The organism is Acinetobacter sp. SCLZS86 (genome assembly GCF_021560715.1).
In the GTDB taxonomy this organism is placed as follows: Bacteria; Pseudomonadota; Gammaproteobacteria; order Pseudomonadales; family Moraxellaceae; genus Acinetobacter; species Acinetobacter towneri_A.
This window is the reverse complement of record NZ_CP090864.1, coordinates 285,198-308,023: the sequence shown is the minus strand read 5'-3', so window position 1 is coordinate 308,023 and position 22,826 is coordinate 285,198. Positions and strand designations below refer to the sequence as shown.

34 protein-coding genes, 1 other RNA gene and 1 pseudogene are annotated in these 22,826 nt (G+C 42.2%); 13 read left to right on the top strand and 23 right to left on the bottom strand.

Annotated elements, in window-relative coordinates; all coding sequences use genetic code 11:
* Positions 1–66: 66 nt before the first annotated feature.
* From LZP46_RS01315 to LZP46_RS01300, 4 genes are all read left to right on the top strand, one after another.
* Positions 67–1,515, top strand: coding sequence for a leucyl aminopeptidase (locus LZP46_RS01315; protein WP_236095153.1), 1,449 nt, complete (start codon positions 67–69; stop codon positions 1,513–1,515).
* Complete coding sequence (locus LZP46_RS01310; protein WP_236094426.1) at positions 1,508–1,915, top strand: DNA polymerase III subunit chi; 408 nt, start codon at positions 1,508–1,510, stop codon at positions 1,913–1,915. Before LZP46_RS01315 ends, LZP46_RS01310 begins: the two co-directional genes overlap by 8 nt.
* A 46-nt stretch (positions 1,916–1,961) precedes the next feature.
* Positions 1,962–2,582 (top strand): cell division protein BlhA, encoded by a 621-nt coding sequence (gene blhA, locus LZP46_RS01305; protein WP_236094425.1) that lies wholly within the window; start codon positions 1,962–1,964, stop codon positions 2,580–2,582.
* Between the two features lie 143 nt (positions 2,583–2,725).
* The gene (locus LZP46_RS01300) at positions 2,726–2,944 is read left to right on the top strand and encodes a hypothetical protein (RefSeq protein WP_026438238.1); all 219 of its coding nucleotides are present in this window, start codon (positions 2,726–2,728) and stop codon (positions 2,942–2,944) included.
* Between the two features lie 107 nt (positions 2,945–3,051).
* Here the strand turns inward: LZP46_RS01300 and LZP46_RS01295 are convergent, their stop codons facing one another.
* The 7 genes from LZP46_RS01295 to glnK form a co-directional block, all read right to left on the bottom strand.
* Positions 3,052–3,597: a VTT domain-containing protein gene (locus LZP46_RS01295; protein ID WP_019838149.1), complete on the bottom strand. Its 546-nt coding sequence runs from the start codon at positions 3,595–3,597 to the stop codon at positions 3,052–3,054.
* A 123-nt stretch (positions 3,598–3,720) separates the two neighbouring features.
* Positions 3,721–4,380, bottom strand: coding sequence for a riboflavin synthase (locus tag LZP46_RS01290; protein ID WP_019838150.1), 660 nt, complete (start codon positions 4,378–4,380; stop codon positions 3,721–3,723).
* A gap of 34 nt (positions 4,381–4,414) precedes the next feature.
* On the bottom strand, positions 4,415–5,707 hold the full coding sequence (locus LZP46_RS01285) for a DNA adenine methylase (protein WP_236094424.1): 1,293 nt from the start codon (positions 5,705–5,707) through the stop codon (positions 4,415–4,417).
* Complete coding sequence (gene ribD / locus LZP46_RS01280) at positions 5,704–6,807, bottom strand: bifunctional diaminohydroxyphosphoribosylaminopyrimidine deaminase/5-amino-6-(5-phosphoribosylamino)uracil reductase RibD (RefSeq protein ID WP_236095152.1); 1,104 nt, start codon at positions 6,805–6,807, stop codon at positions 5,704–5,706. Before ribD ends, LZP46_RS01285 begins: the two co-directional genes overlap by 4 nt.
* A gap of 36 nt (positions 6,808–6,843) precedes the next feature.
* Entirely contained in the window at positions 6,844–7,302 is a 459-nt protein-coding gene (nrdR, locus tag LZP46_RS01275; protein WP_179991343.1) for a transcriptional regulator NrdR, read from the bottom strand.
* 139 nt (positions 7,303–7,441) lie between these two features.
* On the bottom strand, positions 7,442–8,851 hold the full coding sequence (locus LZP46_RS01270) for an ammonium transporter (RefSeq protein WP_236094423.1): 1,410 nt from the start codon (positions 8,849–8,851) through the stop codon (positions 7,442–7,444).
* 62 nt (positions 8,852–8,913) lie between these two features.
* On the bottom strand, positions 8,914–9,252 hold the full coding sequence (gene glnK / locus LZP46_RS01265) for a P-II family nitrogen regulator (protein ID WP_004650081.1): 339 nt from the start codon (positions 9,250–9,252) through the stop codon (positions 8,914–8,916).
* 275 nt (positions 9,253–9,527) lie between these two features.
* Here glnK and LZP46_RS01260 point away from each other — a divergent pair, with 275 nt between their 5' ends.
* Together LZP46_RS01260 and LZP46_RS01255 are read left to right on the top strand one after the other, a co-directional pair.
* The gene (locus LZP46_RS01260) at positions 9,528–9,755 is read left to right on the top strand and encodes an accessory factor UbiK family protein (protein WP_236094422.1); all 228 of its coding nucleotides are present in this window, start codon (positions 9,528–9,530) and stop codon (positions 9,753–9,755) included.
* Positions 9,756–9,824: 69 nt separating this feature from the next.
* Positions 9,825–10,685 (top strand): annotated as a pseudogene (locus LZP46_RS01255) (YifB family Mg chelatase-like AAA ATPase); the annotation flags it as partial.
* A 127-nt stretch (positions 10,686–10,812) separates the two neighbouring features.
* Here LZP46_RS01255 and LZP46_RS01250 read toward each other — a convergent pair.
* From LZP46_RS01250 to LZP46_RS01175, 16 genes are all read right to left on the bottom strand, one after another.
* Positions 10,813–11,181, bottom strand: coding sequence for a Mor transcription activator family protein (locus LZP46_RS01250; RefSeq protein ID WP_236094421.1), 369 nt, complete (start codon positions 11,179–11,181; stop codon positions 10,813–10,815).
* A gap of 21 nt (positions 11,182–11,202) precedes the next feature.
* Positions 11,203–11,649 (bottom strand): gp16 family protein, encoded by a 447-nt coding sequence (locus tag LZP46_RS01245; RefSeq protein ID WP_236094420.1) that lies wholly within the window; start codon positions 11,647–11,649, stop codon positions 11,203–11,205.
* A 1-nt stretch (position 11,650) separates the two neighbouring features.
* The gene (locus LZP46_RS01240; RefSeq protein ID WP_236094419.1) at positions 11,651–11,872 is read right to left on the bottom strand and encodes a hypothetical protein; all 222 of its coding nucleotides are present in this window, start codon (positions 11,870–11,872) and stop codon (positions 11,651–11,653) included.
* A complete protein-coding gene (locus tag LZP46_RS01235) occupies positions 11,869–12,594 on the bottom strand; it encodes a DUF2786 domain-containing protein (RefSeq protein WP_236094418.1) in 726 nt (241 codons plus the stop codon). Before LZP46_RS01235 ends, LZP46_RS01240 begins: the two co-directional genes overlap by 4 nt.
* A 72-nt stretch (positions 12,595–12,666) precedes the next feature.
* Positions 12,667–12,735: hammerhead ribozyme type II (locus LZP46_RS01230), an RNA gene on the bottom strand.
* Positions 12,734–13,057: an Acb2/Tad1 domain-containing protein gene (locus LZP46_RS01225; RefSeq protein ID WP_236094417.1), complete on the bottom strand. Its 324-nt coding sequence runs from the start codon at positions 13,055–13,057 to the stop codon at positions 12,734–12,736. The genes LZP46_RS01230 and LZP46_RS01225 overlap by 2 nt, the downstream gene beginning before the upstream one ends.
* A complete protein-coding gene (locus LZP46_RS01220; protein ID WP_236094416.1) occupies positions 13,057–13,329 on the bottom strand; it encodes an HU family DNA-binding protein in 273 nt (90 codons plus the stop codon). The genes LZP46_RS01225 and LZP46_RS01220 overlap by 1 nt, the downstream gene beginning before the upstream one ends.
* 13 nt (positions 13,330–13,342) lie before the next feature.
* Complete coding sequence (locus tag LZP46_RS01215; RefSeq protein WP_236094415.1) at positions 13,343–13,963, bottom strand: DUF3164 family protein; 621 nt, start codon at positions 13,961–13,963, stop codon at positions 13,343–13,345.
* Positions 13,960–14,640, bottom strand: a complete 681-nt coding sequence (locus LZP46_RS01210; protein ID WP_236094414.1) for a DUF2752 domain-containing protein — start codon at positions 14,638–14,640, stop codon at positions 13,960–13,962. The genes LZP46_RS01215 and LZP46_RS01210 overlap by 4 nt, the downstream gene beginning before the upstream one ends.
* The gene (locus tag LZP46_RS01205) at positions 14,637–14,918 is read right to left on the bottom strand and encodes a hypothetical protein (protein ID WP_236094413.1); all 282 of its coding nucleotides are present in this window, start codon (positions 14,916–14,918) and stop codon (positions 14,637–14,639) included. The genes LZP46_RS01210 and LZP46_RS01205 overlap by 4 nt, the downstream gene beginning before the upstream one ends.
* 9 nt (positions 14,919–14,927) lie before the next feature.
* Positions 14,928–15,137, bottom strand: a complete 210-nt coding sequence (locus LZP46_RS01200) for a TraR/DksA family transcriptional regulator (RefSeq protein WP_442863518.1) — start codon at positions 15,135–15,137, stop codon at positions 14,928–14,930.
* Positions 15,138–15,227: 90 nt separating this feature from the next.
* Positions 15,228–16,403, bottom strand: coding sequence for an AAA family ATPase (locus LZP46_RS01195; protein ID WP_236094412.1), 1,176 nt, complete (start codon positions 16,401–16,403; stop codon positions 15,228–15,230).
* 3 nt (positions 16,404–16,406) lie between these two features.
* On the bottom strand, positions 16,407–18,149 hold the full coding sequence (locus LZP46_RS01190) for a transposase (RefSeq protein WP_236094411.1): 1,743 nt from the start codon (positions 18,147–18,149) through the stop codon (positions 16,407–16,409).
* 2 nt (positions 18,150–18,151) lie between these two features.
* Positions 18,152–19,033: a DUF3102 domain-containing protein gene (locus LZP46_RS01185; RefSeq protein WP_236094410.1), complete on the bottom strand. Its 882-nt coding sequence runs from the start codon at positions 19,031–19,033 to the stop codon at positions 18,152–18,154.
* 12 nt (positions 19,034–19,045) lie between these two features.
* Positions 19,046–19,339, bottom strand: coding sequence for a MarR family transcriptional regulator (locus LZP46_RS01180; protein WP_236094409.1), 294 nt, complete (start codon positions 19,337–19,339; stop codon positions 19,046–19,048).
* 175 nt (positions 19,340–19,514) lie between these two features.
* Positions 19,515–19,709 carry a DNA-binding protein gene (locus LZP46_RS01175; protein ID WP_236094408.1) on the bottom strand — a complete coding sequence of 65 codons (195 nt, stop codon included), beginning with the start codon at positions 19,707–19,709 and terminating at the stop codon, positions 19,515–19,517.
* Between the two features lie 94 nt (positions 19,710–19,803).
* Between LZP46_RS01175 and LZP46_RS01170 the strand changes: the two genes are divergently transcribed.
* The 7 genes from LZP46_RS01170 (at position 19,804) to LZP46_RS01140 (ending at position 22,822) form a co-directional block, all read left to right on the top strand.
* Positions 19,804–20,274: a helix-turn-helix domain-containing protein gene (locus LZP46_RS01170; protein WP_236094407.1), complete on the top strand. Its 471-nt coding sequence runs from the start codon at positions 19,804–19,806 to the stop codon at positions 20,272–20,274.
* A 14-nt stretch (positions 20,275–20,288) separates the two neighbouring features.
* Positions 20,289–20,654 (top strand): hypothetical protein, encoded by a 366-nt coding sequence (locus LZP46_RS01165; RefSeq protein ID WP_236094406.1) that lies wholly within the window; start codon positions 20,289–20,291, stop codon positions 20,652–20,654.
* A gap of 80 nt (positions 20,655–20,734) precedes the next feature.
* Positions 20,735–21,232, top strand: coding sequence for a hypothetical protein (locus LZP46_RS01160; RefSeq protein WP_236094405.1), 498 nt, complete (start codon positions 20,735–20,737; stop codon positions 21,230–21,232).
* A gap of 78 nt (positions 21,233–21,310) precedes the next feature.
* Complete coding sequence (locus tag LZP46_RS01155) at positions 21,311–21,811, top strand: glycoside hydrolase family 108 protein (RefSeq protein ID WP_236094404.1); 501 nt, start codon at positions 21,311–21,313, stop codon at positions 21,809–21,811.
* Positions 21,808–22,230 (top strand): DUF7940 domain-containing protein, encoded by a 423-nt coding sequence (locus LZP46_RS01150; RefSeq protein WP_236094403.1) that lies wholly within the window; start codon positions 21,808–21,810, stop codon positions 22,228–22,230. The genes LZP46_RS01155 and LZP46_RS01150 overlap by 4 nt, the downstream gene beginning before the upstream one ends.
* A complete protein-coding gene (locus LZP46_RS01145; protein WP_236094402.1) occupies positions 22,223–22,525 on the top strand; it encodes a DUF2730 domain-containing protein in 303 nt (100 codons plus the stop codon). Before LZP46_RS01150 ends, LZP46_RS01145 begins: the two co-directional genes overlap by 8 nt.
* A 6-nt stretch (positions 22,526–22,531) precedes the next feature.
* On the top strand, positions 22,532–22,822 hold the full coding sequence (locus tag LZP46_RS01140; RefSeq protein WP_236094401.1) for a VpaChn25_0724 family phage protein: 291 nt from the start codon (positions 22,532–22,534) through the stop codon (positions 22,820–22,822).
* Positions 22,823–22,826 lie beyond the last annotated feature (4 nt).

Sequence of the window (22,826 nt, the reverse complement as noted above, 5' to 3'; positions counted from 1 at the left end):
CTCGAAGCATAAAAATGTTTCAATGGTTGTATAGTTTGCACATCTAGATAGGCATAAAATCAAGTGATTAAATTTAGCTTAAGTCCCGCATTCCAAGAACACAGCGCGAGTGAATCTTTGTCAATTTTAGTGGCTGCAGAACATGTGCTACAAGCAACTGCTGCTTATCAAATCAAAGATTTAGACAGCATTATTCATGCAACACAATTTAAAGCAGGCTTCAATGAAAGTTTAAGTTTGCTGGCTAGCGTTGCCGAATGTGCCAATAGTAACCTGATCGGTTTGGGCAAAACTGAAGAATTACCAGCCGCAAAGCTGGCAAAAATTGCACAAAGCATTATCAAATCTTCACAAAAAAAATTTAAACAGATCAGTATTGACTTGTCTGCCCTACCTAGCGAGCTGCATTATGTATTTGCTCTCAGCTTGACCCAAGCAGCTTATGCTTTTGATGAATATAAAAGCAAAAAGAATGAATTTCAGCTTGAACAAATCCACTTAATTGCCAACAACAGCCCACTCAGCGCAGATCAACTTCAATTGATTGAAGCCATGCAATCAGGTCAAAACATGGCACGCGACTTGGGCAACCGTCCGGGCAATATTTGTTTCCCTGAATATTTGGCAAAACAAGCTCAAGCACTTGCGGCAGAATATCCAGACTTACTCAAAGTCACCATTTTAGATGAAGCAGAAATGGCAGAATTGGGCATGGGCGCTTTCCTTGCAGTCAGTCAGGGTTCAGACCGTCCTGGGTGCATCATTAGCCTTGAATACCAAGCGCAGCGTGACGAAGCACCTGTGGTCTTAGTCGGTAAAGGGATTACCTTTGATACTGGCGGCATTTCACTCAAACCTGGCTTAGGCATGGACGAAATGAAATTTGATATGTGTGGTTCTGCTTCAGTCTTGGGCACCATGCGCGCACTGTGTGAAGCACGTTTGCCAATTCATGTGGTCGGTACGATTGCTGCAGCAGAAAACATGCCTTCAGGCAAAGCCACTCGCCCAGGTGATATTGTGACCAGTATGAGCGGTCAAACCATCGAAATTTTAAATACCGATGCCGAAGGTCGTTTGGTGCTGTGCGATACCCTGACCTATGTAAAACGCTTCAACCCTGCTTTGGTAATTGATATTGCGACGTTAACAGGCGCTTGCGTAGTTGCATTAGGTTCGGTACTCACAGGCATGTTTACCCCAGATGACCAACTTGGGGCGGAATTGGAGGCTGCGGGACACACCGCATTTGACCGTGTATGGCGCATGCCCGTGATTGACGATTATCAAGAACAACTGGATTCACCATTTGCCGATATTGGCAATATTGGTGGGCCTAAAGCAGGCGCAGTGACTGCAGCATGCTTCTTGCAACGCTTTACCCGTGACTATCGCTGGGCACACTTAGATATTGCAGGCACTGCATGGAATTCAGGTAGCAATAAAGGCGCAACAGGTCGTCCTGTACCGTTATTGATGCAGTTCCTCGCACAACGCGCAAGCAATAATGGCTAAAGTCAGCTTTTATTTGTTTGAAAAAAGTCCAGAGCGGCAGGTGGAAAGCACTTGCCGCTTATGCCGTAAAATTTTGCGGCAACAGGCACGCATTTGGCTGCATTGCCCTGACCCAGAGTTACAGCAAATATTGGATGAACGTCTGTGGAGTTTTGATGCCAGTAGTTTTATTCCGCATGGTATTAACCAAAAACAGGCTAGCGTATGTATTTCTGCCGAATTACCACAGCAATCGGACTGGATTGTATTTAATTTTAACAGTCAGGCACTTGAAGCCTATGCAAAATTTAGTCACATTATTGAGATTATTGAAAATCACGACGCAGCAAAAGTGCTTGGACGTGAAAAATTCAAACAATATCGACGTTTGGGCATAGAACCACAGACGTTTAAGCTTTGATTTTAAAATTTTTTTAAAAATACTGCTCGAAATAAGGAGAGATGCAGTGACTTTAAATGTCGGCTCAGATTTTAAACAGCGCTGGTTAACTGCGCCTCAGGCTGTGCGCCAGACATTTATGGATGATCTGCATCGAATTTGTGAGGTCTTGCAACCTGAAACACAATTACACCAGTGGATTGCAGAAGATCAGCGTGCTCAGCAACAATCGCAGGAAAAAATTGAACAAGCCTATGCTGACCTAAAAGCACGTTTGATTGAAGAAGCACGCCAACGTCGCCAATTGGCACTTGAACTCAAATTAGAACAGCGTCGTACAGAACAGGCCGCTTATGCTGCACAGTTACAACAAGATGAAGTACAACGCTTCGCAGAACAAACTCAAGTACTTGAGCTGATGCGTCAAAGTCTGGATCAGGAAATTTCAAACTATACGGCGCGTTATGAGCAAAATCCTGAATTACCTACAGTGACTTTTAACCAAGCCGCAACTGCAGTAAATCATGATAAAATTGTTTCTGAACTTGAAAGTGTACGTTTGCGTTTAGAGCTAGAAGCCGAAACTCAAATTGAGCAGGCGGTCACGGTCTTTCGTGCGCGACTGTATGCCGCAGCCCAAGAAGAAATTGACTATATCTTAAAAAATTCAAGTTTTTCTAAAGAATAAATTTACTTTTACCCCCTATTCGCGCATAGCCTTAAATCAAGTGTCATCAAAATGAAATAATTTTGTCTCATGATTGTCATCCAGAAAAAGTTGAATTTTCAGCTTTTATCTTCTTTAATAATTTTGACAATCTCGGGTTTCAAATGGATATCTTGACGAAAATTTCAGGCAAAATCGACCATCTTAATACGGGCGAACAGTGCAGTATTCGTGCTCAGGATTTATGGATCAGTCGTGCAGATTTCCAATCATTAAGCATTTATTTGTCTAAAGAAGCGGAAAAGGGTAAGTTTTCAATTCAAACAAACGATACTTTTAGCTCGCGCTTGGGTGGCACAGAATTAATTGTCACCAAACACTAAAACTGAACCAGACCAAAAGTCCACACGGTGGGCTTTTTTGTGGTCGTCAATCAGTTTTTTGAGTTATCGCTTTGGATTTAGAATAAGAAAATAGGAAACATTAGGAATTAAATCCAATCACCCAACCAAGACAAAATATTGCCCAAACCATAACCTATTGCCATTAAAGAAAAAACCCACACGGCAGCACCCACCACATTATAAAAACTAAAAGTCGCCAAAGGCATGTGCCCAGACCCTGCCGCAAAGGGTGCAAATGAACGTACAAACGGTATAAAACGCGCCATTAAAATAGTTTTGCCGCCATGTTTCATAAAATAATGGTTAGTTTTTACAATATATTCAGGTTTGAAATAACGTGAATGTTGATGAAAATACTTCACACCTAGAATTCGTCCAGTGTAATAGTTGACGCTATACCCCAAGACCGCAGCGACAAAAAGCAAAACCCCCATATAGTGCAAATGCACCACATCGGTAGTGGAACACAAGGCACCAATGGCGATCAGCAAACTATCGCCTGGTAAAAAAAACATGAACACGGAACCTGTTTCTGCAAAAATAATCAGAAACAAAATGGCATAAATCCACAGACCATAATTATCGAGTAATAATGGTAGCCAGTGTTCCAAATTCATTAAAAAATCAATCATCTACATTAAGCCAAAAGGGTGTTTATGATGAAAAAACTATCTATATCTCTTTAATTATCCCTAAAAACAAAAAAACAGTCTAATTTTTCAATCAGACTGTTTAAATTTCATTCGGCTCAGTGCTTATTTTAAAAAGCCATTTTCTGCCAAGAATTCCATGCTAATTTTAGACTGCTGCGTTGTTTCTGCCGCTTTATCGCCCAAGAGCAAACGCTCAATATAACGTGCCAAGACATCCACTTCTAAGTTGACCTTGCTACCAACTTTCCATGTGCCAATATTGGTACGCTCTGCCGTGTGCGGAATTAAATTCAGACTAATGACATTACCGCGTAAATGGTTAATGGTCAGGCTAATCCCATCAACTGTCACCGAACCCTTTTCTGCCAAGTATTTGGCAATTTCTGCAGGTGCGGTTACTTCATAGTAAATCGAACGTGCATCTTCACGTACCAATGTAATTTCACCGACTGCATCAACGTGACCACTTACGATATGCCCACCAAAACGTGTGGTCGGCAGCATGGCTTTTTCAACATTCACAGGCTGCCCCACTTTCCATGTGCCTAAAGTGGTACGGTTTAAACTTTCACGGGAAACATCTGCGGCATACCAATTGTCGCCCCATTCAATCACAGTCAGGCAAATACCATTGGTGGCGATTGAATCGCCCAAATGCACATCCGACATATCCAAATCGGTCTGAATACGCAAACGTACATCACCGCCCACACTTTGCAGGCTTTCTACTTTACCTAAACTTTCAATAATGCCTGTAAACATAATCTTTTCTCTCATTCACTGAGGATTTCTGGATTTACCACAACGCCAATTGGGTACTCACGCCTGAGGTGTCTACACCACCCAATTCTGCAAAGTGGTAGAGTTGTCCTAATAACTGGCGAATAGGTGGGCCGGACTTGGCATGCGTATCAGTAATCACAATAAATTCTAGTACGCGCGCCCGCTCGGACTGACGCTGTTTACTCACGCGATAACGCGGAACATCTTGCGTCAATAACGTCACTCGACCGCGTTTTAAATTGGCTTGCAACAAGTCTGTGGCACTAATATTACCATCAGTAGAATAACTGGTTAGAATAAAACGTGCATTAATGGTGTCCAATAAGGTTTCATACGCCTCTTTGGCGTACTTGGATGAGTTGTATGGACTTGGACGTTCTTTGCGCCATGCTCGATCAATACCACTTTTAAAACCTTTGGTGTCTGGGGTTGGTAAATCGACCTGATCCCATAAGGTTAAGGCATTTAAGACATGATAGTTGCTGCTATAAGCATGTTGATTATACGGTGGGTCTAAATATGCCACATCCACCTCAAAACCACTCATTTGATTAGCGAGATGCTGTGCATCGACACACCACATTTCTGCAGCAGGTTTATTCGGTTCGCCAATCTCACAAAAACGACTTGGCGTGAGCCACAATAACGATTCTATTCTTTCGAGCGCAGTTTGAGTTTTGCCACCCCAGCCATGGTGGAAGCTTTTAAACACTCCACTGGTATTACTGACAAAACTGGCAGAATACAGCAACGGTGCCAATAATGCTGACATTTCGACATCATCAATGGCACCCTGCGCTTGCCACGTGGCAATTTGCTGACGAATCGCATCTATGCGCATGCCGTTTCGACGTTTAAAGAACAAACGGTCACGACTTGGGTCATAAATCTCGTCATTGCGCGGACACAAATTATGCGTCACCCAGCCTTTTACTTCAGGCAAACGGTTCAAATAATCAATGGCTTTTTGATAGCCACCTAATTCTTTAAACGCAGGTGCTTCAGTGCAGGCCAAAATCGCATGGTTTAAGGCATGGCTGTACGGTTCCCAATCATTGGCAATCACTCGATAACCATTTTGGCGCGCCAAACGTGATACCACTCCTGAACCTGCAAAAAAATCGGCAAAAATTGGGGCACGACCATTTTTAGGATGCAGCGTTCCTGTCTGTTCAAGCGCTTCTAGAATCAGATGCAGCAAACGGCGTTTATTGCCCAAATAAGGCACTAACTGATGAAATAAATACTCATCAGTGGTGCGTGCCGCATGACGGCGTTTATGATAAACCGTTGACTCTGAACTCATAGTGTCTCTTGAGAAGGAATTAACCTAAGGCGCACGTCATCACCCAATTGAGTGACATCGTAAAGTTTAAATCGAAGTTGCTCTGACATCTGCTCAAATTCTGCATTAAACATGGTACGAGCCGAGCTCCCTAACAATGTAGGTGCCACATAGCTGATCACTTCATCTACCCAACCTTCCTGCAAGAAAGCAGTCGATAAGGTTGCTCCCGCTTCAATCAATACATCATAAATTTGATGTTGTTGTACCAATTGGGCAAGTAAGGTTGCTAAAGGCTGCGGTTCCAATTGTATCACGCCTAAGGCTGCCAACTCTGCACGATATGGTCCCATCACCATCACCGTTTCAGGCTGCTGCAAAATTTGTGCGCTCAAAGGCAAACGGCCTTGGCGATCTAAAATAATCCGTTTGGGTTGTACCACGCTGTGAGTGTCATCTACACTCGCTAAGTGGCGTACATTAAGCAGACAGTCATCGGCCAGTAACGTGTCGATACCCGTTAATACTGCAGCAGAGATTGCCCGCCAATGCTGCACATCAGCACGGGCAGCTGTGCCAGTAATCCATTTAGATTCACCCGAAGCCATTGCCGTGCGACCATCCAAACTTGAAGCTACTTTTAAACGCACATAGGGCATGCCCGTAGCCATGGCTTTTAAAAAGCCTAAATTTAACTGACGCGCTTCAGCTTCTGCCACACCGACATCAACCTGAATACCCGCATCTTTTAAAATTTGAACGCCCTTACCTGCTACCAATGGATTTGGGTCTGGACAAGCGACTACCACTTTGACCACGCCTGCATCGACCAACGCTTTGGCACAAGGTGGAGTGCGTCCATAGTGCGCACACGGCTCCAAAGTTACATAGGCTGTTGCACCACGTGCCTGTTCACCCGCTTGACGTAAAGCAAACACTTCAGCATGCGGTTGTCCTGCACGCGGATGATGCCCTTCGCCCAACAATTGTGCATCTTTAACGATCACACAGCCGACATTTGGATTAGGTTTGGTGCTGTATTGCCCCAAACGTGCCAATACAATCGCACGACGCATCCAAAAAAGATCATTGGGAGGTAAATTGGAAGTGAATTCAGTCATATTCAGATGTTGTCTGCTTTTTGCTGACATGAGAATTTATTGCTCACGTAACTGCATTTGTTCAATTTGACGGCGAAACGCTTCGACATCCTGAAAGTCTTGATACACCGAGGCAAAACGTACATAAGCGACATGATCCAATGCAAATAAAGCCTGCATAACAATTTCACCAATGGTACGCGATTTCACATCACGCTCTCCCAAACGGCGAATTTGCAGTTGGATGTCACTAAGTACCGTTTCAATTTGCTCTTGGGTCACAGGACGTTTTTGCAAAGCATGCATTAGCGAACGACGCAACTTGGCTTCATCGAAAGGCTCACTTTTACCATCGGATTTAATTACCCGAGGCATGACCACTTCATAACTTTCAAAGGTGGTAAAGCGTTCACCACAGCCAATACACTCACGACGTCGGCGAATTTGGCAGCCTTCTGCCGCCAAACGTGAGTCAATCACTTTACTGTCTGCAGTGTTGCAAAATGGACAATGCATAGCGGTTTAATTGCACAAATTTAAATGAAAATGCAGTGTAGCAAAATTTCCAAACTTTGTAGAGTTTTACGCAACATATAGAAAAAAAACAGCCCCGAAGGGCTGTTTTACACAATATATTGATTATGTGCTGTCTAGATTATTCTACACGTTCACCATGTTGGCTTAAGTCGAGTCCCATACGCTCATCTTCTGCAGCCACACGAATACCGATGGTTAGATCAATTACTTTTAAGATGATGAAAGTCAGTATAGCTGAGTAAGCAATGGTCGCTAACACACCTTCAACTTGCACCCAAAGTTGGCTCATCAAGTTGCTTGGTGCAGCATCGCCCATAATAAACTCGCTGGCAAAGAAGGCGGTTAAAATTGCACCGACAATACCACCTACACCATGTAGTCCAAAGGCATCTAGAGAGTCATCAGCTTTCAGGGCGCGTTTTAAGGCAGTAATACCCCAGAAACAGACCACACCACCAATTAAACCCATCGCTAATGCACCACCAACAGTCACAAAACCTGCTGCTGGAGTAATCACCACCAAACCTGCAACAGCACCCGATGCAGCACCTAATACCGAACCTTTACCACGTACCAGTTTTTCAACAACAAGCCATGCGATTGCTGCGGCTGCGGCTGCCACTTGAGTCACAACTAAGGCATAACCCGCTGCACCATTCGCGCCTAAAGCAGAACCACCGTTGAAACCAAACCAGCCCACCCAGAGTAAACTGGCACCCAGTACAGTCAAAGTCAGGTTATGCGGAGCCATAGATTCACGGCCCAAGCCCATACGTTTGCCCAACATGTATGCAGCAACCAAACCTGCAACACCCGAGTTAATATGAACAACAGTACCACCAGCAAAATCAAGTGCACCATCATTGCCTAACCAACCACCACCCCATACCCAGTGGGTAATTGGTGCATAGACCACGACCACCCAGATCGCGATAAAGGCAACAAAGGCACCAAACTTCATTCGTTCTGCAATTGAACCACTGATAATGGCCACAGTAATGATGGCAAAGGTCATTTGGAATATCACAAATAGAATTTCAGGAATACTGCCACTGAGCGCATCGGTACCAATGCCCGCCAGCATGACTTTGTCTAGACCACCAATAAAGGCATTACCTTCACCAAAAGCCAAACTATAGCCCACTGCGACCCAGGCAATACTGACCACGGCTGCTGCTACAAAGCTATAGGCCATAGTATTGAGTACGTTTTTCTTACGTACCATACCGCCATAAAACAGTGCCAAACCAGGAATGGTCATGAGTAAAACTAAAGCAGTCGAAACTAAAATCCAAGCGGTATCGCCTGTATCTAATACAGCTTCTGGTTCAGCAGCTTCAGTCGTGCTGACTTCTGCTACGGCTGCAACTTCTGTTGCATTTGGTGTTTCGATAGGAGATGTTTCGGCAGTTTCAAGCACTGCAACATCTGAAGTTGGTGCGGTGGCTGTTACGGCTTCTTCAGCCCAAGCAACAGAACCACCAAGAAGTGCGCCTGATAGACTCAGCGCGAGTAGCATTTTTTTCATTTGTGTCCCCCGACCTTTGTTTTTGTGAGTTATTAGGTACTCAGCAAACTTCATGCCATTTTTTAAACAGCGTCTGCACCCGTTTCACCTGTACGAATACGGATGACTTGTTCGAGGTTAGTCACAAAGATTTTGCCATCACCAATCTTGCCTGTACTAGCAACACGAGTGATTGACTCAATCACCGAATCGACCATTTCATCGCTAATTGCGATTTCGATTTTAACTTTAGGCAAGAAGTCAACGACGTATTCAGCACCACGATATAGTTCGGTATGACCTTTTTGGCGACCGAAGCCTTTGACTTCTGTTACGGTGATCCCTTGAACACCAATTTCAGATAATGCTTCACGCACATCATCTAATTTAAAGGGTTTTACAATTGCAGTTACGAGCTTCATGTGTGTTTTCCTTCGGCTTAATTCACCAGTAAGGTTTTATGTTCAAATTCCATGCCAAAGTTCTAAGGTCGGGGGAAATTAGAAACCCTGACATGAGTTTTCTTTATACCTTATTTTATACATTTATATGGTTTTGATCTTCAAAAAATAGACATATTTACTAGAAGATTTACGATTTTACTCATCGAATAAATCCATATTTCGTCTGAAATGCTATAGTCTATTCAAGACCAGTGCTACACTGCCTACCTTTCTCCATCTTTGTGGAAACAACAATGATTGAAACTTTATTACAAGCCATTTTGGAACAAATTGAACAACCTAAAAAAGATTTAGAACATAATTTACGTGCTTTGCTCAATGAAGCGGTCACAAAAATGGATTTAGTCTCGCAAGATGAGCTAGAACGTCAACGGACTGCGCTCAATAATGCCAACTTACGTTTAAATGAATTGTTAAAACAGGTTGAAATGCTAGAACAAAAGATCCAGATCAAAAAATAAGCACCAATTGAGTGCCATAAAAGACCAAACACCTATAAAAATAACGCACCAAAACGGATCATAATAAAAATGTCTTTTGCCAAAGTGTATACGCGGGGGTTGCTCGGCTTGCACGCCCCTGCAATTGAAGTTGAAGTCCATCTAAGTCAAGGTTTACCTTCTTTAACCATAGTTGGTCTAGCCGAAGCTGCCGTACGTGAAAGTAAAGACCGGGTACGCTCTGCCATTATTAATAGTGGTTTTCAATTTCCAACCAAACGTCTAACCATTAATTTAGCGCCTGCCGACTTGCCCAAAGATGGGTCGCGTTTAGACTTAGCCATCGCCTTAGGTATTTTAATTGCATCGGGACAATTGCCCGAACAGAGCACTGACGGTTTAGAATTTATTGGAGAATTGGCTTTAGATGGTCAATTACGCCCCACCACAGGCACACTCAGTATTGCGATTGCCTGCCAACAGGCACAGCATCGTTTGGTTTTACCTGAACAAAATGCACAAGAAGCTGCACAACTGCCAGACTTTGAAGTCTTTGCCGCCACACATTTAAAACAAGTTTGCGAACATTTGGCACAAAACCAGCCTTTAGATAAAGTCATCGCGACTGCACAGCCACAGTTATCACACTCCGCATTTGATTTGGTCGATGTGAAAGGCCAATTGCGCCCACGACGCGCTTTGGAAATTGCAGCAGCAGGTGGACATTCATTGCTATTCAAAGGCCCACCCGGTACAGGTAAAACCTTATTGGCATCTCGGCTTTCCAGTATTTTACCGCCATTGAATATGCAGGAAAATTTAGAAGTTGCCAGCATCTATTCTGTGGCGAATAGCCCGCATACGTTTGGACAGCGTCCCTTTCGTGCCCCACATCATACCGCTTCTGCTGTGGCATTGGTCGGTGGAGGCTCATATCCCAAACCAGGTGAATGATAACTAATAATATAAATAATAAAGAATGTTGAGATAATTGTGGGATTTTGCGGGATTTGATGGGATAAAGTGGGATGTGATTTGAAAAACCTTTTCAGAGGATGAAACTAGGATAGCATCCTATTTAATCCTCGAAAAGGTCTCTTTGGCGACGTTTCTTTTCAATTTCAGCCATGCGTTTTACGATTCTGTAGATATAGACCACAGTTAGATCAAATTTTTCAGCCAGTTCAAAATGGTTGTTGCCATTAAACTCATTATAAATTTGCAAGTCACGCTTATCGGCGTGAAATGCATGGTCTTTGCCAATATAGAGCATTTGGCCACCCCAGTGGCTGCTGATGTGCAGCATTAATTCATTGGCCACCTGCTCTGATTTAGAGTCGTCAATTTTAGCCTCTTTTAGAAGAGTAGCTGTATGATCCTTGAGATCAATAAGTAATGCACTGCCACGTCGACTAAATTGACCTTGGCGTTTTTCTGGCTTAGACATGGCAGCTCTCCTTATTCATCATTAAGTTTGTGGGTTTAAACGTTCTATGCCACAACGTTTGCACCATTGGCGTAGATGCGTGATGATCATGTCAGCATTTTTCGTACTCAAAAATTGAAGTGCGCTCACACCGACTTTATTTTCTACAAACTTTGCCAAAGCTTTTTCGCTGCTGTTACGGACTTGACCAGCCTCATGTAGTTGCAGCCATAAATGGCGGATTAATTTGCTCTGTGCATCACTGGCAAGGTTTTTTACGCCAGTTTTATCTTTTGATTCGACCTGAAAGCCGAGCAGTTTCATACGCTCTAATACAGCCTCAAGCTGTTTAATATTTAATAATTTGGAGCTGGTTTTGCCTGTACAACTCTCAAGTACCTCGCGATAAAGTTCATCATCTAAGCCTAACTGAGTCTTACCGATATGAATCAGCTGGATTAATTTTGTTCTTTTATTGAATTTAGCCATATCAAACACCTATTACCGCTTGGAACAAACCCAAAATCGCTAGAAACGCAAGTGATAGTGAAACGCCTATTTTTAATTTGTAGGCACGTTTTTCAAATGTCGTTAAACCTGTGTTGTTGCGTGTAATCCAGGCAAGTTTTGCCTCTTTAAAACAGCTCGCTAAACCCATAAAAAATACGGCAAAGTATGCAAGTACAGTTAACCAGTTCACTAACTCTTTCATGTTGAAACTCCTAATTTCGTTAATGGAGTACCACCATTCATTGCATTGTTTAATTTTGCATTTTTCCCAGCCTGCCGACCTGCGTGTAGGTCATTGTGATAACGGTCTGTGTTGGTGTTTGTCTTTTTATTACGGTCAGTAGGTTCACTATTACGCACGTTATGTTTTTGCTGAACGTAAGCTTGAATTTGATCCATCTCATCTTTGTTAGGATTTAACTCTGAGACCAGTTTGGTTGCTTCAAGCACCCAGCCTTCACAAAATAGATCAGCACGTTTAACTTTATTGGCTTTGATTTGAACTCGCTTTAAGTTTTCCGAAATAAAAACGCTGCGAGCTTTTTTTAGTTGACGGTACAAGACATCAAATGCATAGCTGGCAATCTCTGGTGCTGGATCAAAACCAATAAACGTCCAAGAGGCTACTTTTTTAAAATGCAAATCTTTTGTGATTTTGATATCACCGCTGAGAATAGCTTTGCAGCCCATCATTTTCGCAATTGAGTTTGCAAGTACTGCTTCAAATACAGTTGGTTTTTGTGAGCCGCTGCCTAAAATTGAGGCTTCAGCAATACCTAAAAGCTCTGGATCATTGGCATCAATTTTGTATTTCTGCATAAAAGCCATAGCTTGGCGTAAAGCAGCAGCAGCTTCATGCTGGTTAGCTGATTTACTTAGTGCTAAACACTTTTTAATTTTCTCAATAACGGCTTGTTTATTCATGGCACATCCTTAATTGCATCAATAACTTCTTGTGGAAGTTGTTCTTGATCTTCAGTTTTAATAATCATGTAAACCTCGCTGCTCATCAGTACCAGATCACGACATCTGGCAGACACAGGCACGAGTGCCTGTGTTTCGCTTAAGTTGTCGGTTGTGCTACAGCACGTACTAAGGCCATAATTCCCGTCTGAATGTCAGTCTTACCAATTGCCGCCCAACGTTGTGGTTCAGCCGACTTAAATCGGTTGAATTCTTGATACTCAACGCTGGAGAAATCATTTGGAGCACACTGAGAACGCTTTGCCTCTGCTTGTTTAGACTCAAAGTCTGTATCTAAGCGATTGGCTAACTCTTCTTGCAGTGCAAGTAGTTCGGCGCCTTTAGTTTTTATGCGATTCATTAAACCGACTTCTTCTAACGAAAGATCACGATAGCCTTTAATCATTTTGTGTTGGTTTTCCATTAGTTCACCGCCTCTTTAAGTACTTTGCCTGCTTTGAAAGTTGGAACTTTTGATGCAGCAATTTGAATTTCTGCACCTGTTTGTGGATTGCGGCCAGTGCGTGCAGCACGGTCAGTCACTTTGAATGTGCCAAATCCTTTGAGTTCCAAAGTTTCACCATTTGCGAGTGTGTCAGTTACACAAGTTTCAAAGGCTTGAAGTGCGGCAGTTGCTTGGGCTTGAGTTAAACCTGAAAGTTCTGCCATTTGCTTAATTAGTTCTGCTTTATTCATTGCGATTTCCTTTTTAGATAGTTGCTAAGTCAAGAGACATTGGAATGTATTCACCAGTCTCATCATTGCGTTTATAGAAGCGTAAATATGATTTGCTGCCAGCGATGTTGATGCTGTCAGAGATTGCTTGCATCGCATCAATCCACTTAGGGTGGTTAATTTCGATGCGCTTTAATCCAAGGATTTTTGTAGTGCTAATTTCTCCTTTTTTATCGACATTAAAAGCATTATTAATAATGGCTTTAATTTCATCTCGGCCATCTTCCGTCCACTCTTTGAGACATTCATCAATGAGTTGTTTAGCCGCCTGTAGGCGTTCATCAAAGGTGATGCGCTCTGCAATGTTGCGCTGAATTTTCAAGCGACCATCAAAAGTTAAAAGTTGTACATTACCTTTGGTACCACCAATTTTTGCGCCATATTGGTCGGCAGAGATTTGGACAAACGTGGCAACGTCAGCAAAAGCCTGGGTCTTGAACTTTTGCATTTCTTGATTTAATGCCTCGGCCAGTTCCCAAATACGTCGCACGGTTTGATCGCGTAATTTGTCAATCTCTTTAACATTGGATTCAGGTACCAGAGAGCCTTGTGAGTTTTCCCAATAACCTTCGGGGATTTGTAGTGGCATATTCATGCTGTTTTTCCTTCTTGGTTTTGTTCTGCGGCTTTTAAGCGGTCAAAACAGTCTTTGATTGATTCACCTGGTTGTCGGTTCTGATCGACATAGGCGAAAAGTTGATTTTGTGGAATTCCATTTAATGAGCTTTGTTCAATAACCTTTTTCTCTTCCATTGTTTTAGACATAAGTTCAGCCAAACTAAGTGCTGGTTTTTGGAATTTTTGACGTTCGTGCTCTCGCATTGACTGATCTAGTTCATCTTTGGTTCTTGGTACATAAGTAGGTTTAGAATCTGTACTTGGTGCAGGTGCATTTTCTGGTTTAAATGAGCTAATCACCTCGTATAAATAGCCATGGTTTTTAAGTGGTAATTGCAATTTCCCTTGGTCACGACGTTCCAACATGACTGTAATTGCCCACACCCATGCCGCTTTAGGCGCAGGATGCGTAAGGCGATTACGCTGGATAGACTTCGAGTTGATATCACCAGCCAACTCGTTGAGTAACTTTGCTGTGCGCTCAAATGTTAGATCACGATTTTCTGAACGAAACATTGCCAAGTACTTCACCAGAGGCTTTGCTAAATCACCTGTTAAATTAAGTGAAGCTAAAAATGCTTGGCTTGCGTCGCTATGACCAAGCAAGGCATCTAAGCTACAGGTAGCTCCGCAAGCTGGGCATCTTGTCTTCATGAGCAGTTCTCTTGATGGGTTAAAATTACAGGTACAAAAAGATCGAAAGTCACCTCATTTGCTGCTTGAGTCTGGGCTGCTGCAATCATTGCTTGATAACATTCGCGACGTTTTGCATTGGTATAAGCATGAACGTCTGACCCTTTAACAGGGTTCATTACGATGTGACCTGCGTTTAGCATTTCCTGAGTTGGCTCCTTGGGAACGAGCACATAGTTTCCGCTGATCAACTTGTCCAAATCTTTTGAAAACTGTTGGCGTTTTTGCTTGGTATTCATATTGGCTACCTATCTAAAATGCTTTTGTTTAGCTTCAAAATTGGTCTGACATTGAATACAGCGTGTCACACCGCCAATCGCTCTGCGTTGTACTGGAATTTCTGCAGCACAGTCTTCGCAGTACATTTCACTCACTGCTGTAAATTGCTGACGTGAATTGATTGATGCCTGCATCTGTTGAGCACGAAACTCTTCAGCCATATCGACTAAATCAACCATGGCAGCCTCCAAGCACTGCAACAAAAGCAGTGCAAAATACATAAACTGGAATATTGATCAGCATTGCTGCTTTAAATGTGAATACCATGTTTAAACCTCCATTACCAAGTCACCTGTAACAACAGGGACACCAAGTTCTGCAGCACCGTTTAAAGCACCTGTTAAAAGGTTGCCTACGGCCAAGGGGTACAAAAGGCTTTCGTGTTGATTTTTACGTCCAACATTGCGAGTCAACTTGGCACAAATGGCATCAAGCCCAGACTCATCAATGAAGTCACTCAGCTTGCGATCTGCAGCTTTGCAACGGTGCTGCAGATAATCGACTAACGTGGTTTGGGTGAACGGTTCAAGTGTCACGATTTCACAGCGTTGCACCACTTCGCGTACTTCCTGATTGTTTTCAGCCAACTTGATTTTCAATTCGTCCTGACCGATTAGGATGATGCTAAGCAAAGGTGTGAAACCATTCTTCAGCTCAAGAAAGCGCTTGAGATGCTTCAGCGTTGGAATAGGCAGGCTGTGAGCTTCTTCAATAATGAGTAAATGATGATGCCCAGCGCGACTGCTTTCTTTGAGCAGGTTATGAATCTGACGAAAACGTGCTTCAGGTGAGCGCTTAGCATTTGTACTTGGCGCCAATGCAGCAAGAATGGCTTCAGCAATATGTACAGACTTTAAAGTTTTGCCTTTAATGTCGTTATCTTCTGTGGCAAGTACATACGGTTCAATAATGACAACAGGTTCGCGTTCACGTTCAATGCGATCATGCAATTCTTCACGTAATGTTGATTTGCCTGCACCTGATTGACCCACCACTGCAATGAAAGATGAATTGCCTTTGGCTGCCTGCCACATGCTTTCACGCACATAATTAATGTCGTTGTTGCAATACAGCTCAGAAGCATCACGAATATCTTCAGCAAAAATGTTTTTGAACAATTTAAATTGTTTTTTTGCCGCTGGCGTTAATGTTTGTTTACGTAGTAGCATAAGTTGCTCTTCCTCGTGTTGAGTTGCTGCACCCGCTGAGTCTTGGTCGTCTTCAGCGTCGGGTGCGGCAGTTAATGCTTGTTGAATTTGATCTGTTGCAATCCCTTTTGCTTCAAGAAGCTCTATGAACTGCGCCTGGAATTGTTCAGGTTTCTTTTTTGGTCGTTGACCATGGTTCACAAAAAGATTGATTGTGGCTGTACTTACTCCCAGTGGTTTACAAAGAGAGCTTTGCGAAATGTCATTTGCTTTCAATAATTTTTTCAGTGCATTCATGCTTTACTCTCCAACTACTCGTAATTTCGGTTTTCCACCGCTGGACTGAATACGTTCAACCCAAAATGGAATATCTTCCTGTGGCACATTGCCGTCTGAATATGTGGTTTTCAGCATTTGCATGTGTTCAGCAGTCCATGCATCACCAACGAAGCCCTTGATCGCCTTGGCTGCTTGGATGTAGTTCAGTGGTGCAACTTCACGACGTTGTTGAGGTGTTGATATTTGCTCACCAGCGCGAGGAAGATAGGTCGGAACTTCAGTTGCTTGCACATCTGCCATTACATTGAGCTGACCGTCGTAAGCAGGCTGTTTCTTGGCAATAGCCTTATCTACTTGTTCTAATGTGTCTGCGTTATAAGCTTTCTTGATGATGCGTTTACGGTTCTCATCAATCGTACTTTGTGGTGCTGCTTTAATTTCCTCTCCAATAATTGCCGCATCTGGTCTAAAGCCCACCCAATCCACTTGTAATGGATCGCAGGTGTAAATCACCTCAGTACCATGTTCATCTTTAGTGATCACATCAATGGATGGCGCACGGTATGGGTTTACAACAACTTTCAGCTTGGCTTTTGGGTAGACACCTTCAACATGACGGACGTCATAATCATTCGAGCCGTAACCTTTGATTGCATAACTGACAGTAAGATTGGCTGCGACAGTGCGCTCTACAGGTGAAGTGCTCAGCAGCTCTTGGCAAAGTTCTAGTGGTGGTGCAATGCGTAATTGAGCAGGTGTAATGCTTTGCCAAACAGCATTACGTGAACGCTTAGTACGGCTGTGGATGTGAGTTTCATTCCACATCAAGCGCCACTTTTCTGCTGTAGCATTGAGCTGCTCTAAGCTTTCAATCTTGATGAAACGCAAGCGACCTTCAAATTGTGTTTCGACAATATTGTTGCCATTTTCCACTTGACCCTTCGCCCTGGAATTTCCTGTTGCGTGTGGAATAAAGGTCACGTCCAAGCGTTCAAGTAAGTTTCTAAATAGCCCAGAAGTGTTGGCACAGCCTTTGTCTGTATAAAGGATAAAAGGCACACCATGCATCGGCTCTTGCATTGAGCGTTTTTGAATACAATTCAAAAAAACTTCTGTCAGATTTTCTGCACTTTCACTTCCGTAGACATATTCATGATAGATCGAACCTGAAAAATGATCGGTAATGACGTAACGGATCACGCGGTCATTCTCAATTTTCTTCACATTGGCTGGCTTGTTCTTGTAGAACTTTTTCTCATCCATGACTTGCATACCACCGCGTGGAAGGTAAAACAAAACGCAGACAGAAGCATCGATTTGCCAAACATGGTTCGGGTGTAACGACTTTTGCTGAGTGTGTGCAGATGGCGTTGCCAACTGTTTTGGGTGACACATATTCTGTTTCATGACACGTGCTACTGTGGCGGCAGAAACATTAGGTGCTTTACCGTCAGCAATTAGAATGTCTAAGGCTGTGGTCACTGGCAGCGTTTTCTTACCATTTGCACGTGTTGCTACATGCACCATGCCACCTATGGTTTCTGCAACTTCAACAGACAGAATGGATTTGCCTTTATCTGAGCGTTGTTTGCGCTCAGTTTTAAAACCCACTGTCTCAAGGTCACGATAAAGTTGGGCTTTGCTAATTTGCAGGTGTTCACAAGCTGTTTCGACAATAGGGCCTTTCTCGCCAAACCCAGCACTCGTGAGCTTGGACGCTACATCGCGTAAATAATCCTGCACCGCTAAGTTTGGTTTTGACATGATTAAGACTCCAGTTCTGAAGCAGGGTCAAAATCGGACTGGACAGCTGACATCCATTCAGGATTTACCATTGCTTGAAAGTCGATTTGAATACCAAGTTCAACGCTGGTTTGTGCGATTTGCTGAAATGCAGCAACAACACTTGCTTCAAGTTGCTCTTGAATGTCATACAACTCATGCTCGTTGATTGTTTCCAGAATTGAATTCACATGATTGGTAAAGCGGACAGTGTCGTTATGCATCGTTAGACATGCGACATTGGCTTCTTCCAATGCTTTTTTTGCCAACTGTTGTTGCTCGGTTTCAGCACGCTTTTGAATTTCAACTGGACTGTTTGCCTTGGTCAGCTCTGCATCCAATTCATTAATTTTTTGGTCTTTCTTTTGAATGAGCTGATCTTTTGCAGTGTTGTCTGCTTTTGCTTCGCGTAATGCTTTTTTAAGCTCACGTACAGACATGGTTTCAATCGTGTCTAAGTTGACATCACCAATGCTTCCACCTTGTTCTAGAATATTTACTTCATCTTCATCAAGAACAATAAGTTCTAATAGTTTTGATTGCGTCTTAGTAGCCTTTAAAAGAGGAGACGTTTCCACATTTGAAAATTTCAACGTTGCTGTCATAAGTTTTCGGGCAACACTTCTATCAAAACCAAGTAATTCGACACGGTTGATAAACTCCCCATGCTGACATTGTTCTTTTAGAAGTAGTAAGCGTTTGCCTAACTCAAATAAATCTTCCATAGTTCTGCGTTGATAAAGACGAATTCCATCTTCAAGTGCACCTACAGTTAGATCACCGTCATAACCAAGCTGTGTTGCTAGTCCCACTATAGATTTTGTGTGAGGGTTGACGCTATCTAATGGTATTAATTCTTCGCTCATAGTAATAATCCTTTAAAATTGTGTTTCTAATCGCTGTTTGTACTCAGCAATTCGTGCTTGAACACGGTCATATTCTTCTTTACAGGCAGTGGAAAAACGAACCGCTTTTATGCTTGGTGCGTAGTTGCCGTTGTCTCTTTTCTCAGCCCAACCATTGGCTTCTAGTGTTTGTAGAGAGCGAGTAATTGAAGTAGGATTTTCGTTTAAACTTTCAGCTAATTGCTTGTTGCTTACTCCAAAAATGTAGTTACCACGCAAGGCGAATAAAACTTTGAGTACTTTTTCAGCAGATTTAATGGTGCTCATTTCCGTACCTCATGATTTGCATAAATTGAAAGTTCAGCACGCAGAATTTCATTGTCCGCTTCAGCCATGTACCATCCTGCAAAACTGAAAATGATGAGCGAAAATAAAACTACGGAAATTATGTTGTTATCACTCATAAATGGATTCCCTTTATTTGTTATGGTGCAAAAAGGTGCTATTCTTTTGCGGAAGGTTTTAAGCCAAAAAACACGGCAATGTCATGTGCGATACCAAAGTTTCCTTTGGTTTGGCCGTTGAGGACTTTGTAAACGTCTTGTCTGCGCCAGCCTTGTTGTTTGGCGACTGAGGCAAAAGTGATGCCTTTTGCGTTGTATTCAGCTTTGACCTGTTCAACGGTTTTAACAGTCATTTGTTGTGCTCCTATAGGTGCGTAAAAAAACGTATTAAGTTGTGTTAAATGAGATAGTAGTTATTCATTTGAATAACGTCAAGGTTTTTACGGTATGTTTTTGGATAATTTTTCTAGTCGATTGAAAGAAGAACGCATTAAACTTAGCCTTAGCCAAGCTGAACTGGGTGAGTTGTGTGGTGTTAAAAAGTTAGCTCAATTTAATTATGAGAAAGGCGAACGCTTTCCTGATGCTAATTATTTAATGCAAGCTATAAAGGTTGGAGTAGATGTTAATTACTTATTAACTGGTAATCGCTCGACTAGTGCATTGTCTGCAGATGAAGTCTTTATGCTAGATAAAATTCGTCAAGCTAGCTTTGAAACACGCAATAAAATTTTGATGTTGTTGCTAGGCAGTGAGGAAATGTCTGTTGGTAGCGTGAGTAATCAGAATAATAATGTTAGCGGGCAGCAAATTGGCGATAACAATGAGCAGACTAATAACTTTGGCTCTACTCAAAATTCAACAGTAAAAGTTAAAAAAATGCGTAAAGGAACTGTTGTTGGGATTAAGAATAGATAGCTGCGGAGATGGATATGGATCAAAATGTTGATATTTTTGTAGAGAAAATGCAGAAAAACAGCTCTATTGTGGGTGTTAAAAATACTCATAAGTACAATATTGATAGTTTTCAGGCAACATATACCGTCAATAATTATGGTATTTCACGTGTACAGATGCAGAATTTATTCGATTGGGTGATGTTCGGTTCTGGTGTAATTTTATTGCTGTCTATAATTTTGCTTTCTTTTTTTATGCACGATTATTGGGCAACAATGCTGTGCTTATTTATTTTTGGATTTGGGTTTGTATTGTTCTGCGCTGCTTTCTTCCCATTTCTTTATTTGGAGTACGGTGTTAAAAAAAATGATAAGTTGGGTGATTTAAATCACCTAAAGTAGAATGTTTTTGCACAAGCAACGCCCGCAAATTTGCGTCGGCAAGTGATGGAAATTTATAAGCTATATGTAAGGATGGGGATATGAAAAAAATAAGCATATTATTGGGTGTGGCTTTGATTTCTGGTTGTGCTCAAGTGCCACTCAATAAAACAACAACTTCTGGATATGCTGAGGGTGTATTTAAAGGTGCTCAATTAGAAGATATTAAAAATAGATTTGTGCATGCTTGTAATCAAAAGGGTCATGCTATTAAAGAGGCTAACAACAATAAAGTTGTGTGTAGCCGTACAATGGAAGGTATGAATGCTGTCTTGACCCAAGCTGTGATTGGCAATAAGTATTCAACTATTCCAGAGGAGTTGATTGTTTTTCAGCTTGCACGAGTAAATAATGATGTGCATGCGAGTGTTAGAACTTATAGAGAAACTCAAATGGCTTTGGGTCAAATGAGCCGAGTTGAAATTAAAAACAATAAAACTACTAATCTTATGCAACAATCTATGGATCGAGTAGTCAATGAATACAATACGGAACAAGAAAAACCACTCATGCTACAATCTGCACCACCGCCGATGTAATAACCTTAAACCAGTTTAAAAGACCTTTTTCACCCCAAAACACATACTGCCCTTAACATAAAAGTTAGGGGCTTTTTAATGTCTAAAAACTTTCAAAAGTCACTCAAACGAGTGCTTAAACACGAAGGTGGTTACGTAAACCATCCGTCTGATCCTGGGGGTGAAACCAATTTCGGTATTACGAAAAGTACAGCACGAAGCTATGGCTACCATGGTTCTATGCGCACGATTCCAATGACCGTAGTTGAAAAAATTTACAAGTCCCAATATTGGGATGCTATGAGCTGTGAAAACTTTGATTTTGCCTTGGCGTATCAATTGTTTGATGCAGCGGTCAATCATGGCTTATTGAACGCCCGAAAAATTCTACAACGAACGATTAAAGTGAAGGATGACGGCATTATTGGGGCTGTGAGTCTTGCTGCTATCCGTCAGCTAGATACAGCCGATCTCGTTCAGATGTTCAATGCTGAACGCATTTCATTTTATACCCGTATTTCTACATTCCCGACTTTTGGACGTGGGTGGATGAATCGGATGGTTGACAATTTACGCTATGCCGTGGAGGACTTTGCATGAAAAAAGTAGCTCGCAAAGTACCACAATCGGTCAAAGTGCAGAAAAAAGTGGATTTAGCTGTTCAGCAAGCAGTTGAAGATAAAAAACGGTTTTACAGTGGCTTAATTACGGCCCAGCAAAACCGACACAACCATGAAATTGAAGTGTTAAAACAGTCTATTTCCCAACAACAGTTTAGTTCGGGATGGGTTGTTCCAGACTGGCAAAATAGTTGGAAATGGTTTAGCAACATTGCTTTTGCTTTAATCATTGCGGTACAGGCATTTTATGATGCGCTACCGCCAGAACTCATTGCCACATTGCCTGCAGACACGCAATCAACAATCACTGCCATATTCGCCGTATTAGGTATTTTAGGCCGTTATATCAACCAAAAACGTCAACAAGACTTCTTGGATAAGGAGTCTAATCATGTTTGATTTTTTAAAACTTGGCTTTGCTGAGGTGCAATGGGTTGTGGTGACTGCAATTGGTATTTATGCATGGATCATCAATAAACATAGTGCATCTGCTAAAGAGTTGTTAGAGCTGCATGTGCGTGTGGTTGAGCTAGAAAATGCAGTGAAAGATATGCCCTCAAAAATTGATATTGCACGGGTTGAGGGTGAAATTAATTCAATGAAAAACCAATTGAACTCAGCAAACTCAAACATTGTAAGTGTTCAGCGCGGTGTTACCCGTATTGAAAATTGGCTGATGGAAAATAAGAAGTGAGGATATATGAGCTTTGAAAATCACTTAAAAGAAGAAATGCGCTTAGTGCTGCTTCGCTTGTTAAATGAATTGCCTAGCTATCGTGGCAATAGTTCAACACTTTACAGCCATTTAATTCGCTGGGGACTTAGCTTTAGCCGAGACCAAGTGAAAACCGAGTTGTATTGGCTTAAAGAGCAAGGCTGTATTGCCATTGAACTGGATGAAGCGGTCATGGTTGTGAAGCTGTTGCCTCGTGGTCAAGATGTTGTATTGGGTTACGCCAAAGTACCAGGCATTCAGCGCCCATCGGTATAGGAGC

Bases quoted from the DNA above. Each gene is read 5' to 3' on its own strand.
- LZP46_RS01310 (WP_236094426.1), top strand. From the start codon at position 1,508: ATGGCTAAAGTCAGCTTTTATTTGTTTGAAAAAAGTCCAGAGCGGCAG.
- LZP46_RS01300 (WP_026438238.1), top strand. From the start codon at position 2,726: ATGGATATCTTGACGAAAATTTCAGGCAAAATCGACCATCTTAATACG.
- LZP46_RS01295 (WP_019838149.1), bottom strand. From the start codon at position 3,597: ATGATTGATTTTTTAATGAATTTGGAACACTGGCTACCATTATTACTC.
- LZP46_RS01290 (WP_019838150.1), bottom strand. From the start codon at position 4,380: ATGTTTACAGGCATTATTGAAAGTTTAGGTAAAGTAGAAAGCCTGCAA.
- LZP46_RS01285 (WP_236094424.1), bottom strand. From the start codon at position 5,707: ATGAGTTCAGAGTCAACGGTTTATCATAAACGCCGTCATGCGGCACGC.
- ribD (WP_236095152.1), bottom strand. From the start codon at position 6,807: ATGACTGAATTCACTTCCAATTTACCTCCCAATGATCTTTTTTGGATG.
- nrdR (WP_179991343.1), bottom strand. From the start codon at position 7,302: ATGCATTGTCCATTTTGCAACACTGCAGACAGTAAAGTGATTGACTCA.
- LZP46_RS01270 (WP_236094423.1), bottom strand. From the start codon at position 8,851: ATGAAAAAAATGCTACTCGCGCTGAGTCTATCAGGCGCACTTCTTGGT.
- glnK (WP_004650081.1), bottom strand. From the start codon at position 9,252: ATGAAGCTCGTAACTGCAATTGTAAAACCCTTTAAATTAGATGATGTG.
- LZP46_RS01260 (WP_236094422.1), top strand. From the start codon at position 9,528: ATGATTGAAACTTTATTACAAGCCATTTTGGAACAAATTGAACAACCT.
- LZP46_RS01250 (WP_236094421.1), bottom strand. From the start codon at position 11,181: ATGTCTAAGCCAGAAAAACGCCAAGGTCAATTTAGTCGACGTGGCAGT.
- LZP46_RS01245 (WP_236094420.1), bottom strand. From the start codon at position 11,649: ATGGCTAAATTCAATAAAAGAACAAAATTAATCCAGCTGATTCATATC.
- LZP46_RS01240 (WP_236094419.1), bottom strand. From the start codon at position 11,872: ATGAAAGAGTTAGTGAACTGGTTAACTGTACTTGCATACTTTGCCGTA.
- LZP46_RS01235 (WP_236094418.1), bottom strand. From the start codon at position 12,594: ATGAATAAACAAGCCGTTATTGAGAAAATTAAAAAGTGTTTAGCACTA.
- LZP46_RS01225 (WP_236094417.1), bottom strand. From the start codon at position 13,057: ATGGAAAACCAACACAAAATGATTAAAGGCTATCGTGATCTTTCGTTA.
- LZP46_RS01220 (WP_236094416.1), bottom strand. From the start codon at position 13,329: ATGAATAAAGCAGAACTAATTAAGCAAATGGCAGAACTTTCAGGTTTA.
- LZP46_RS01215 (WP_236094415.1), bottom strand. From the start codon at position 13,963: ATGAATATGCCACTACAAATCCCCGAAGGTTATTGGGAAAACTCACAA.
- LZP46_RS01210 (WP_236094414.1), bottom strand. From the start codon at position 14,640: ATGAAGACAAGATGCCCAGCTTGCGGAGCTACCTGTAGCTTAGATGCC.
- LZP46_RS01205 (WP_236094413.1), bottom strand. From the start codon at position 14,918: ATGAATACCAAGCAAAAACGCCAACAGTTTTCAAAAGATTTGGACAAG.
- LZP46_RS01200 (WP_442863518.1), bottom strand. From the start codon at position 15,137: ATGGTTGATTTAGTCGATATGGCTGAAGAGTTTCGTGCTCAACAGATG.
- LZP46_RS01195 (WP_236094412.1), bottom strand. From the start codon at position 16,403: ATGAATGCACTGAAAAAATTATTGAAAGCAAATGACATTTCGCAAAGC.
- LZP46_RS01190 (WP_236094411.1), bottom strand. From the start codon at position 18,149: ATGTCAAAACCAAACTTAGCGGTGCAGGATTATTTACGCGATGTAGCG.
- LZP46_RS01185 (WP_236094410.1), bottom strand. From the start codon at position 19,033: ATGAGCGAAGAATTAATACCATTAGATAGCGTCAACCCTCACACAAAA.
- LZP46_RS01180 (WP_236094409.1), bottom strand. From the start codon at position 19,339: ATGAGCACCATTAAATCTGCTGAAAAAGTACTCAAAGTTTTATTCGCC.
- LZP46_RS01175 (WP_236094408.1), bottom strand. From the start codon at position 19,709: ATGACTGTTAAAACCGTTGAACAGGTCAAAGCTGAATACAACGCAAAA.
- LZP46_RS01170 (WP_236094407.1), top strand. From the start codon at position 19,804: ATGTTTTTGGATAATTTTTCTAGTCGATTGAAAGAAGAACGCATTAAA.
- LZP46_RS01165 (WP_236094406.1), top strand. From the start codon at position 20,289: ATGGATCAAAATGTTGATATTTTTGTAGAGAAAATGCAGAAAAACAGC.
- LZP46_RS01160 (WP_236094405.1), top strand. From the start codon at position 20,735: ATGAAAAAAATAAGCATATTATTGGGTGTGGCTTTGATTTCTGGTTGT.
- LZP46_RS01155 (WP_236094404.1), top strand. From the start codon at position 21,311: ATGTCTAAAAACTTTCAAAAGTCACTCAAACGAGTGCTTAAACACGAA.
- LZP46_RS01150 (WP_236094403.1), top strand. From the start codon at position 21,808: ATGAAAAAAGTAGCTCGCAAAGTACCACAATCGGTCAAAGTGCAGAAA.
- LZP46_RS01145 (WP_236094402.1), top strand. From the start codon at position 22,223: ATGTTTGATTTTTTAAAACTTGGCTTTGCTGAGGTGCAATGGGTTGTG.
- LZP46_RS01140 (WP_236094401.1), top strand. From the start codon at position 22,532: ATGAGCTTTGAAAATCACTTAAAAGAAGAAATGCGCTTAGTGCTGCTT.